Annotated in this window: 9 protein-coding genes; 3 read left to right on the forward strand and 6 right to left on the reverse strand. The window is 69.1% G+C overall.

The features are described 5' to 3' along the window. The first annotated feature begins 233 nt into the window (after positions 1 to 233). The 3 genes from Q0480_RS01285 to Q0480_RS01295 are packed head-to-tail and all read left to right on the forward strand — an operon-like array spanning position 234 to position 2,664. Complete coding sequence (locus tag Q0480_RS01285; protein ID WP_299129876.1) at positions 234 to 1,121, forward strand: ABC transporter permease; 888 nt, start codon at positions 234 to 236, stop codon at positions 1,119 to 1,121. After that, positions 1,121 to 1,909, forward strand: a complete 789-nt coding sequence (locus tag Q0480_RS01290; RefSeq protein ID WP_299129877.1) for a glycosyltransferase family 2 protein — start codon at positions 1,121 to 1,123, stop codon at positions 1,907 to 1,909. Before Q0480_RS01285 ends, Q0480_RS01290 begins: the two co-directional genes overlap by 1 nt. 23 nt (positions 1,910 to 1,932) lie before the next feature. Continuing rightward, positions 1,933 to 2,664 (forward strand): methyltransferase domain-containing protein, encoded by a 732-nt coding sequence (locus tag Q0480_RS01295; RefSeq protein ID WP_299129879.1) that lies wholly within the window; start codon positions 1,933 to 1,935, stop codon positions 2,662 to 2,664. Between the two features lie 75 nt (positions 2,665 to 2,739). Here Q0480_RS01295 and Q0480_RS01300 read toward each other — a convergent pair whose 3' ends face one another. The 6 genes from Q0480_RS01300 to rfbC form a co-directional block, all read right to left on the reverse strand. Beyond that, positions 2,740 to 3,513, reverse strand: a complete 774-nt coding sequence (locus Q0480_RS01300) for an FkbM family methyltransferase (RefSeq protein WP_299129881.1) — start codon at positions 3,511 to 3,513, stop codon at positions 2,740 to 2,742. 163 nt (positions 3,514 to 3,676) lie between these two features. Then, positions 3,677 to 4,567, reverse strand: coding sequence for a glycosyltransferase (locus tag Q0480_RS01305; RefSeq protein WP_299129883.1), 891 nt, complete (start codon positions 4,565 to 4,567; stop codon positions 3,677 to 3,679). Positions 4,568 to 4,635: 68 nt separating this feature from the next. Further along, positions 4,636 to 6,900, reverse strand: coding sequence for an FkbM family methyltransferase (locus Q0480_RS01310; RefSeq protein ID WP_299129884.1), 2,265 nt, complete (start codon positions 6,898 to 6,900; stop codon positions 4,636 to 4,638). A 214-nt stretch (positions 6,901 to 7,114) separates the two neighbouring features. Next, positions 7,115 to 8,224 (reverse strand): NAD-dependent epimerase, encoded by a 1,110-nt coding sequence (locus Q0480_RS01315; RefSeq protein ID WP_299129886.1) that lies wholly within the window; start codon positions 8,222 to 8,224, stop codon positions 7,115 to 7,117. After that, entirely contained in the window at positions 8,221 to 9,552 is a 1,332-nt protein-coding gene (locus Q0480_RS01320; protein WP_299129888.1) for a UDP-glucose/GDP-mannose dehydrogenase family protein, read from the reverse strand. The genes Q0480_RS01315 and Q0480_RS01320 overlap by 4 nt, the downstream gene beginning before the upstream one ends. Positions 9,553 to 9,725: 173 nt before the next feature. After that, positions 9,726 to 10,280, reverse strand: a complete 555-nt coding sequence (gene rfbC, locus Q0480_RS01325; protein WP_299129889.1) for a dTDP-4-dehydrorhamnose 3,5-epimerase — start codon at positions 10,278 to 10,280, stop codon at positions 9,726 to 9,728. Positions 10,281 to 10,850 lie beyond the last annotated feature (570 nt).

Raw genomic sequence — 10,850 nt, forward strand, 5'->3', positions numbered from 1 at the left:
CGGGGGCGCTCCGGCATCCACGAAGGGTTCAACCTCCTGTTCGATCGCGCGCGCCGAACGGCATGACCTCGGCGAGACCGTCCGCGGGATTGTTCTTCATGGGCGCCTCTGCTCTCGTGCGTGCCCGGCCTTGTCATCGCATCGCCGGAAGGTTTACTCGTTGCGCACTGCGAAAGCAAATCCCGCCCGCGGGTGGTGGACGGGCGGAGCGGCGAGGATTGTCAATGACATCCATGGCGACATCCACGGTAGCGGGCATGACGGCGGGCGTGGCGAGGGTCGGCGGGGCGGGCGGCATGGCCTCCGCGCCGGCGTTCGACGACGATATCGCCCCCGCGCCCTTCAAGGCGGGGATGGTGCGTTTCCGCCGGCTGCGCGTGCTGTTCGCGCTCGTCGCCCGCGAGATGGCGACGAGCTACGGCAAGTCCTATGGCGGCTATTTCTGGGCGATCGCCCAGCCGCTCGGCGGGGTGTTCCTGCTCGCCATCCTGTTCAGCCTGGCGCTGCGCGCCCCGCCGCTCGGCACCAGCTTCCTGCTGTTCTACGCGGCCGGCACCATCCCCTACCAGCTGTTCAAGATCACCTCGAGCGCGGTGGCGCGGTCGGTGAAGTCGAACAGCGGCCTGCTCACCTATTCGGTGGTGACCACGCTCGACGCGGTCTTCGCCAAATACGTGTTCAGCGTCGTGACCATGTTCCTCATCGCGCTGGTGCTCTATCCGACGGTGATCCTGTTCTTCAATGTGCCGGTGAATCTCGATCTCGGGGCGATCGCCCTCGCCTTCTTCCTCTCCTCCTTCCTCGGGCTCGGGATCGGCACGCTGAACTGCGTGCTGTTCGGCTTCTTTCCGACCTGGAACAATATCTGGCGGGTGCTGACCCGGCCGCTGTTCTTCCTGTCGGGCGTGCTGTTTCTCTATGAATCCATGCCGCCGGTGGTCCAGAACGTGCTCTGGTACAATCCGGTGGTGCATGTCCTCTCGCTGATGCGCTCGGGCTTCTACAGCGAATACGACCCGCAGTTCATCTCCTACCCTTACGTGATCGGCATCGCGCTCGGCAGCTTCGCGCTCGGCGGCTATCTGCTGCGCCGGCACAGCGCCCGCCTGATCGAGGGCTGATGGACGCGCCGCTGGTCTCGGTGATCACCCCGGTCCGCGACGCGGCGGGCACGCTGCCCGCGACCGTCGCCTCGGTCCGCGCCCAGACCCGGGGCGACTGGGAGATGCTGCTGATCGACGATGGCTCGACCGACGGCTCGGCGGCGCTGGCCGCCGGTTTCGCCGCCGCCGATCCCCGGATCCAGGCGCTGGCCCAGGAAAGCCATCTCGGCACCGCCGCCGCGCGCAACCGGGGGATCGCCGCGGCGCGCGGTCGCTATGTCGCCTTTCTCGACGCCGACGATCTCTGGCGGCCGGAGAAGCTCGCGCGCCAGCTCGCCTTCATGGCGGCCGGCGGCCATGTCTTCGCCTTCTCGGCCTATCGGCGGATGGACGAAGCCGGCCGCCCGCTCGGGGTGGTGGGCGTGCCGGCCCGCGTCGGCTACGAGGACTTGCTGCGCGACAATGTGATCGGCTGCCTGACCGCGATCTACGACGCCCGGGCGCTCGGCCCGGTGGAGATGCCGCCGCTGGTCCGGCGCCAGGATTTCGGCCTCTGGCTGCGGCTGCTGAAGCTGACGCCGCACGCCCATGGCCAGGACGAGGTGCTGGCCGACTATCGGGTGCGGCCGGGCTCGCTGTCGCGCAACAAGTTCGCCGCCGCCCGCGACAACTGGCGGCTCTATCGCGAGGTCGAGGCCTTGCCGCCGGCCCGCGCCGCCTATTACTTCCTGCGCTGCGCGGGCGCCGGCCTCCTGAAGGCCCGCGCCCGCGCGGCGCGGGCGGCCGCCGAGAAACCCACTCCTTGATCCTTCAAGAAAAGGCCTGTCCCATGTCCCATGTCGAAACGAAAACCAGCGCGGATCCCGGTGTGGAATCGGGCGCCCCGGATGCGAAGGCCGCGGCCAAGGCGGCGCGGCAGGCGGCCCGGGCGGCGGCCAGGGTCGAGTTCGACAAGCTGAGCTACTGGGACAAGCGCAAGAACAACATCTATCTGCGCTATGTCGATTACATCATGTGCGCCCTCTCGGACGAGACGAAGTCGATCATCGATGTCGGTTCGCGCAACTGCCCCTATCTCGACTGGTTTCCCTGGGCGAAGGAACGGGTCTCGCTCGATCTCAAGACACCCTACAAGGGATCGGGGGTGCGCTCGATCAAGACCAATTTCCTGACCTGGGAGCCGGACAAGCGCTACGACGTGGTGCTCTGCCTGCAGGTGCTGGAGCATGTGCCCCCGGTCGAGGAATTCGCCGCCAAGCTGCTCGAGATCGGCAGGCATGTCATCGTCTCGGTGCCCTACAAATGGCCGGAGACGGCGATGCAGGGCCATGTGCACGATCCGATCGACCGGGCGAAGTTCCTGTCCTGGTTCCCGCGCCGGCCGGATTACATGATCGTGGCGCGCGAGCCGATGTCGCGCAGCCAGATGTCCGGGCGCCTCGTCGCCTATTTCGACACCGAGCGGCCCGGATCGGGCAATGCCTTCCGCCGCCGGTCTCAGGCGCTCAGCATCCTCGCCGGGCGCGAACCGGTGAGCTACGTCGGCGCGCGCAAGGGCTGATCCAGCCGGGGGCCAGGCAGCCGACGCCGATCCCGGGCCCGTCGAGGGCCCGGACCGATCATCCTGTTCCGGGGCTCAGACGCCAACGCGGGCGAGCAGGCCGCCGATCCCGGATTTCGCGCGGTTGGCGATGCGCTTCTCGCGCCGCTCGCGGGGATAGTTCACGTATTTCGCCTTGACGAAGACCGCGTCGATGCGCCGCAGGTCGCCGCCGCCCTGCCGGGTGAGGTCGATGAAGTCGCGGAACACGAAGCCCGCCTTGTCGAGGATCCGGTAGATGCCGGCGAACAGGGGATCGCCGACGAAGCGCGGCGACATCGAGGTCTCGCAGACCACCCAGTTGCATTGCTTGAGCACGCGGGTCGCGCCGAGCAGCACCTCCTTCTCGAAACCCTCGGCGTCGATCTTGAGGCCGAAGGCGCCCGGACGCTCCGGCACGATGTCGTCGAGCCGCTGGATCGCGACCTCGCGGGTCCGGGTCTCGCTCTCGGAGAAGGCGCCGGAGCGTTCGAGGAACGAGCTCTTGCCGGTCTTGCCGGCGGCGGGGACGTTCATCTCGAGCTTGCCGGGCTTGGCGCCGACGCCGACGATATGGATCTCGCAATCGATCCCGAGCTCGGCGGTCTTTTTCTCGAGCTTCGGCCGGTTCTCCTCGAGTGCGTCGATGATGACGAACCTGGCGGTCGGGAAGGCCTCGTAGAAGGATCTGACGCCACCGCCGGCGCCTACGTCGATGATCGTGGCGGCCCTTGGTGTAAGACCCGGCAAACGCTCCCAATGCAGGCCGGATTTTCTTCTTTCCAGAGCATGGGCCAGTTCCGCCGGATCTTCCGGGTTGTTCAGCTTCATTTCAGATACCCCCAGTGGATCTCGCGGTGGAACGGGTTGTTCGGACGGCGCCGCGTCCTGTTGCCCGGGCGCGGAGCATAGGGCCCGCCCGGCGGATTTTCCAGACCGAATTGCCCGGAGACCACGCGCGCCCCGATCAGACCTCCCCCGATCCGCTCCGGCATCATCCCCGTTCCGGCCGGCCGCCGGCCAGCAGGCGCGCGGTTTCGGCGAGCTCGACCCCCCAGAGCGCGAAGAGCACGCCGATCGCCCGTGCCCGATAGGCCAGCGGCGCCTCGGCCCGGGCGAAGCGGGCGAGCGCGCGGACCGGCGGCGTCAGGGTGCGCAGCGTCCAGGCGAGCCGCCGCCGGCGCGATCCGGCGGCGATCTGGCCGCCCTTCACCCGGCGGATCTTGCGCGACAGGTCCGCCCAGTCGGCGCGGCAGGGATGGCGCGTCACCGCCTCGGGCACCAGCCGGACCGGCAGCCCCGCCCGACGGCAGAAATCCGCGTCCCCGCCCGAGAAGCGGTCGGCGTCGAAGCCGCCGAGCCGCCGGAACACCGCCGCCGGCACCGCGAGATTGGCGGTCGCCGCGTAGCCGTTGCGGGCATAGCGCTCCTGCGGAATGCCGCGCAGCGCCTCGAACAGTTCGCAGGAGGAGGGCGGTGTGCCCCAGGTCATGCGGATCGGTCCGGCGAGCAGGGCTTCCCCTTCCTCGGCCATGCCGTCCCCGGCCGCGTCCTCGGCCGCCGCGAAGGCGGCGAGCCAGTGGGGCGGGGGCCGGCAATCGGCGTCGGTGAAGACGAAGCTCCGGCCGCGGGCGCGGGCGGCGGCGGCGTTGCGCGCGGCATAGGCGCCGGGCGCGCGCTCGGCGAGAAGCCTCGCATTGCCGGGCAGGGCGATCTCCGACGCCGGGCCGGGTAGGCCGCCCACCGGGTCGTTGTCGACGATCAGGATCTCGAAGGCCGCCGCGCCGATCGTCTGCGCCTCCAGCGCCGCGAGCAGCTCCGGCACCAGCGCCCAGTGCCGATAGACCGGCACGATCACCGAGAATCGCGGGCCGTTCAGGTCCACGGACTGATCTGTGCCCCCCGGATCGATCACGGCGACTGGCGAGACAACTGGATCGCCGCCGGGCCGGATCAGGCCGCCCCCGACGTCTTCTCCTTCCCGGCGTCGAGATCCGCCGCCGCGGCCTCGGCTTCGATCCAGCCGGGAAGGCCGAAGCGGCGCAGGATGACCTCGGCCTCGGCGGCGGGCAGAGCGTGGCGGGCGACGGCCTCGACGATGTTCTGGCCGCGATTGCCGGACTTCTGCATGCTGAAGGACAGGCTCTGCCCGTGATTGATGAGATAGACCACCATCGGCTCGGCGAAGATCTCGAGCGGCCGGCCGAGCTCCTCCATCGCCACCGAGGTATAGGCGTGCTGGCGCGTCATGTTGAAGACGAGCGAGGCTTCGTTGTTCCTCTGCTTGCGGCCCGGCAGGTCGGCCCTGGTATAGCGCACCACCGAGCAGCTGCCGCAGACATGGTTGAGATCGTGCCGCCAGGCGCCGGGCACCGGGGCGAGCAGGCGGTTGCGATAATCGAGCGCATAGCCCCGGGTCGCCACCGCGCCGTTCACATGGTCGCCGCCGCGCAGCGTCGCGACCAGATCGTCGCGCACCAGATCATCGGCGTCGAGCTGCATGAAATAGCCGCCGCCCATCTGGGCGAGACGGCGGCCGAGCACATGGCGCTTGGCCGACTTGTCGCCGCGGAACTGGCTCTTGTCGCTCGGCGGGCGGCGGTGGATGGCGACGAACTCGATCCGGTCGTCGGCCATCTCGGGGATGTCGGGCATCTCGTGGCCGGCGATGACGGCGGTCCAGTCGGGATCGGTCTGGCCGAGCACCGAGCGCAGGGTCTGGCCGAGCAGCCGCTCGGTATGGTTCCAGTCCGGCACGGTCTGGGACGAGGCGAGGGTGATGGCGAAGACGAAGCGCGCGCCCTCCGGCGCCGCCGGAAGCCGGGTCGCGGGCTTCAGGATCTCGAACGGAATGAACTCGCCGCCGGAGGCCATGCTGACGCCCGATTGCAGCTTGTTCGAGAGCTTGTCGATATAGCGGTTGCCCTTGCGGGCCTTGGCCGGCGCCGGCCCACCCTTCGCCCCGTCGCCGGTCGGCTCGATCCGCCTCGGCTCGGCGCGGGTCGCCTCCTTCGCCTGGCCCTTCGTCTTGACCTTGGCCGGCGCGAAGGGCTTCGGCTCGGGCCGGCCGGTGGCGAGCCGGATCAGCCGGCGCACCGGCTCGGTCGCCCGCCAGCTCGCGCTCTCCAGCACCGCGAGATGCCGGCGCTCCAGCGCCTTGCCATGGCTCCGCGCCTCGGACAGTTCGCGCCGCAGCCGCTCGACCTCGGCCGCGCGGGCGGTCTCGCTCGCCGCCGCGCGCCCGGCCGCCGCCTCGATCTCGGCCTGGGCCTGGCCGCGGGCGAGATCGGCGGCCGCGAGCCGGACCCGGAGCTCGGCCCGCGCGGCCTCGATCGTCTCCATCGTCTGCGCCGTCTCGGCCCGCGCCGTCTCGAAATGGCCGATCCGCGCGCGGAGCCGGGTGATCAGCGCCTCGGCCTCGCGGCCCTTCTCGACCAGCCCGGCCTTCTCGCGCTGGATCTCGAACAGTTCGCGCGACAGCCGATACGGGTTCCGCGCTGCGAATTCCTCGCTCATGAAGGCGAGGTTCACCCGTCGGAGCAGCGGGCTGTCGTCCAGCCATTCATGCGCCTGCTCGTAGATGCGGAACAATCGGTAGCGGTACTGGCCGAGCAGGTCCTCGATCTCGCGGTAATAGCTCTGCTGGCTGTTGGCGGGATCGATCCCCGCCTCGACATAGACGACGTCGATCGCCTGGTCGGCGAGCAGGCCGCGGGCGCCGGCCAGCACCTGGGGCTCGTAGCCCTCGACATCGAGCTTCAGGATGCCGATATGCCGCCGCTCGAACCCGGCGCTCAGCGCGTCGAGCGTGCTGGCCTCGATCTCGAAGACATCCGCCCGGGCGGCGCGCTCCAGCACCTCGCCATCGGCGTTGGCCTCGGGGTCGGCGACCTCGGCTTCCGGCGCCGGTTCGGCGGCGCCGAGCACCTTGGTCATGCTGTCCGCCGCGCGCAGCCGCAGCCGGCCCGGCTCGGCGCCGAGCGCCATGGCGTGGCAGGTGACGAGCCGCACGCCGCTGACCGTCTCGACCGCCTTTTCGAGCACGGCGAAGGTGCGCGGATTGGGCTCGACCAGATGCGCCTCGCGGATGCCGAGGCCGGAGCGGGCGAAATCCTGGTAGACCGCGCCCCGATGCGCGCCCACGTCGACATAGACGATGCGCCGACGATAGAAGAACGGCTCGATGTCCTTGATGAAGTCGGTCGTCAGTTCGGTCATGAAGCGGTCCTCATCCTGTCGGCTGGGGCGGGCGAGGCGGTGTCCGGGCGGGTTCGGCCGGTCCCGGCCGCCAATCGGAAAAGAAGGCGGGGAGGAGCGCTTCCACGCGGACCAGATATATGGGACTACCCTCGATCAAACCTCTGGAGGTTGTATAGCTCCGACCCGGAAAGAAGCGCAAGCGCCCGGACTTTCGGCGTTGAAGGCCCGGCTTTCAAGGGTCGGGCGCCCCGGGCGCGGGGGGGTCGCCCGAGATTTCCCCTTCGGCGGAGGGCGCCCCGTGATAGCTCCGGTACCAGTCCACGAAGCGCGCGACCCCCTCGGCGATCGGGGTGGCCGGGCGCCAGTTCACCGCGCGGGCGAGGCGCGAGCTGTCGGCGAAGGTATCGGGCACGTCGCCGGGCTGCGGCGGCAGGAATTCCTGGATCGCCGGGCGCCCGAGCGCGGTCTCGAGCGCGGCGATGAAGTCCGCGAGCTGGACCGGGGCGTTGTTGCCGATATTGTAGATCCGGTAGGGCGCGTTCGAGGTGGCCGGGTCGGGCCGGGCCGGATCCCAGTCGGGATCGGGGGTGGCGATCCGGTCGGAGGCGCGGATCACCCCCTCGACGATATCATCGACATAGGTGAAGTCGCGGCTGTGGCGGCCATGGCTGAAGACCTTGATCGGCCGGCCCTCGGAGATCGCGCGCGCGAACAGCATCGGCGCCATGTCCGGCCGGCCCCAGGGGCCATAGACCGTGAAGAAGCGCAGGCCGGTCACCGGCAGGCGGTAGAGATGGGCATAGGCATGCGCCATCAGCTCGTTCGCCCGCTTGGTCGCGGCGTAGAACTGCAGCGGATGGTCGACTCCCTGGCCTTCCGCGAAGGGCATGGTGGTATTGCCGCCATAGACGCTCGAGGTGGAGGCGAAGGTGAGATGCGGCGTGCCGGCGTGCCGGCAGGCTTCGAGGATATGGGTGAAGCCGAGGATGTTCGACCGCACATAGGCCAGCGGATTTTCGAGGCTGTAGCGCACGCCGGCCTGGGCGGCGAGATGGATCACCCGGTCGAACGGGCCCGCCGGCCCGCCCGGCCGGTCGGCGATCCCCTGGGCGAAGGCCGCGTCGACGGCGGCCTCATCGGCGAGGTCGGCGCGATGGAAGCGGTAGGCGGCGCCGGTCTCGGCGGCGATCCGCTCGAGCTCGGCGAGCCGGGCCTCCTTCAGCGCCGGATCGTAATAGTCGTTCACCACGTCGAAGACCGCCACCGCGTCGCCACGCGCCATCAGCCGCGCCGCGACATGGAAGCCGATGAAACCCGCGCCGCCGGTGACGAGAACCCTCACGGCACCAGACCGCGGCCGATGGCGTAATAGGCGAAGCCCTTGCGGGCGAGGCGGGCCGGATCATAGAGGTTGCGGCCGTCGAAGATCACCGGCGCGGCCAGCTTCTCGCGCAGGAGGTCGAAGTCGGGCGCGCGGAACACCTGCCATTCGGTCAGCACGACGAGCGCGTCCGCGCCCTTCAGCGCCGCCTCCTTGGTGCCGCAGAGCACCAGATCCTCGCGGTCGCCATAGATGCGCTGGGTCTCCTCCATCGCCTCGGGATCATAGGCCTGGACCTTCGCCCCCGCCTCCCACAAAGCCTCCATCAGCACCCGGCTCGCCGCCTCGCGCATGTCGTCGGTCTGCGGCTTGAAGCTGAGGCCCCAGAGCGCGAAGGTCCGGCCCTTGAGTTCGCCGCCGTAATGCTTGGCGATCTTGGCGAAGATCACCTCCTTCTGCGCGTCGTTGCGGTCCTCGACCGCCTGCAGCACCTTGGGCTCGAAGCCGATCTCCTTGGCGGCGTGGATCAGCGCCTTCACGTCCTTCGGAAAGCACGAGCCGCCGTAGCCGGCGCCGGGATAGATGAAGTGATAGCCGATGCGCTGGTCCGAGCCGATGCCCTGGCGCACCGCCTCGATATCGGCGCCGAGCCGCTCGGCGAGGTTCGCCATCTCGTTCATGAAGCTGATCTTGGTCGCGAGCATGCAGTTGGCCGCGTATTTCGTCAGCTCCGCCGAGCGCGGATCCATGACGATGATCTTGTCGTGATTGCGGTTGAACGGCGCATAGACCTCGCGCAGCAGATCTTCGGAGACGGGATCGGTGGTGCCGATCACGATCCGGTCGGGCCGCATGCAGTCGGCGACGGCGGCGCCTTCCTTCAGGAATTCCGGATTCGAGACCACGTCGAAACGCAGGTCCGAGCCGCGGGCGCCCAGCACCTCGGCGACGCGGGCGCGCACCTTGTCGGCGGTGCCGACCGGCACGGTCGACTTGTCGATGATGACTTTCGGTTCGGTCATCTTCTCGGCGATGGTCGAGGCCACCGCCATCACGTATTTCATGTCCGCCGAGCCGTCCTCGTCGGGGGGCGTGCCCACGGCGATGAACTGGATGCGGGCATGGGCCACCGCCTGGTCGGCGTCGGTGGTGAAATTGAGCCGCCCGGCGGCGTGGTTCTTCCTCACCAGATCCTCGAGCCCGGGCTCGTAGATCGGCACCTTTCCCGCCTTCAGCCCCTCGACCTTTTCCGCATCGACATCGACGCAGAGCACGTCATGCCCGACCTCGGCCAGGATCGTCCCCTGCACGAGACCGACATACCCGGTACCAAAAACTGTGATCTGCATGAAAACTCCTCGGACGGCGGCGGCGGGGCCCACCTGTTGCATCTCGCCGTTCGTGACTGTTCGAAACCGTTGCTCGCCTGTTCGCCTCTCGCCTTCGCCGATTACCCGCCGTCCATCCCCTTAACAAGTCGCGGCGGCCGGAATCGGGGCGGGCCAGACAGAATTGGGGCGGGTCAGAAGGGACTCTCGAGCTCGTCCAGCCGCGGCTGGACGCGATCCTTGTCCGAGAGCCGCGCCGCCCCGGGCGCCACCGGCCAGTCGATGCCGAGCGCGGGGTCGTTCCAGAGCAGGCCATGATCATGGTCGGGCGCGTAATAGGCGGTGACCTTGTAGACGATCTCGGTATCGGGCACGAGCGTGGCGAAACCATGGGCGAAACCCACCGGCACCAGCAGCTGGCGCCAGTTCTCCGCCGAAAGCTCGACCGCCGCGTGGTCGCCGAAGGTCGGCGCGGCGCGGCGCAGGTCGACCAGCACGTCGAGGATGGCGCCGCGCACACAGCGCACCAGCTTGGCCTGGGCATGCGGCGGGCTCTGGAAATGCAGGCCGCGCACCACGCCGGTCTCGGTCGAGAGCGAATGATTGTCCTGCACGAATTCGGCGTCGAACCCCATCTCGGCCAGCCGCCGCCGGTTGTAGGTCTCGGAGAAGAAGCCGCGCGCGTCGCCGAACTTCCTCGGCTCGAGCAGCAACGGTCCTTCGAAGTCAGCCAGTTCGCGCCGCGCCATACTCTCGTCCTCACCAACGCCTCACAAGATCCCCTCGGGCGACGCGCGCGCCCCCGAAGGCCCGGCGACCCGTTTCGGACATCCGGCGACGGCGTGCAAGCGCGCAGGTCCGCGCGGGCGGAAAATCCCGCCGGGCGCGGCATCGGCGGCGGGTCGGGCGGGCGATCCCTCGCCGGGGCGCGGCGCGCCGGAAACAGACATTGGAAGGGAGCAGGGCGGTGGCGACGAGGCCGCGGCCGGTGGCGAGCCCGGTCAGGATGATGCCGGTGATCAGACCGCCCGAGATGACGAAAAGGCCGTCGACCCCGGTAAATCCGCCGGAGAGCCCGGTGGTTCCGAAATGAAACGCGACGATCGGCGGAATGGCGCGCGCGCGAAGCCGTCTATTTCCGTCCGATACTTCAGGTATTATCCGTCCGGATCCCGGTCATTTCGACGAAATCCGGCGCTGAGTTCCACGTATTATTATCATAATACCTGTTATGCCGCGAGTCCGCGCCTTGCGACCGCGCCTTGCCGGTTCATGCGCGCAGTTCGTCCTCGAGATGGTCGGCGAGTCGCAGCGCCATC

Origin of the sequence: uncultured Amaricoccus sp., assembly GCF_937891315.1 — a bacterium.
In the GTDB taxonomy this organism is placed as follows: Bacteria; Pseudomonadota; Alphaproteobacteria; order Rhodobacterales; family Rhodobacteraceae; genus Amaricoccus.

Bases quoted from the DNA above. Each gene is read 5' to 3' on its own strand.
- Q0480_RS01285 (WP_299129876.1), top strand. From the start codon at position 234: ATGGCGACATCCACGGTAGCGGGCATGACGGCGGGCGTGGCGAGGGTC.
- Q0480_RS01290 (WP_299129877.1), top strand. From the start codon at position 1,121: ATGGACGCGCCGCTGGTCTCGGTGATCACCCCGGTCCGCGACGCGGCG.
- Q0480_RS01295 (WP_299129879.1), top strand. From the start codon at position 1,933: ATGTCCCATGTCGAAACGAAAACCAGCGCGGATCCCGGTGTGGAATCG.
- Q0480_RS01300 (WP_299129881.1), bottom strand. From the start codon at position 3,513: ATGAAGCTGAACAACCCGGAAGATCCGGCGGAACTGGCCCATGCTCTG.
- Q0480_RS01310 (WP_299129884.1), bottom strand. From the start codon at position 6,900: ATGACCGAACTGACGACCGACTTCATCAAGGACATCGAGCCGTTCTTC.
- Q0480_RS01320 (WP_299129888.1), bottom strand. From the start codon at position 9,552: ATGCAGATCACAGTTTTTGGTACCGGGTATGTCGGTCTCGTGCAGGGG.
- rfbC (WP_299129889.1), bottom strand. From the start codon at position 10,280: ATGGCGCGGCGCGAACTGGCTGACTTCGAAGGACCGTTGCTGCTCGAG.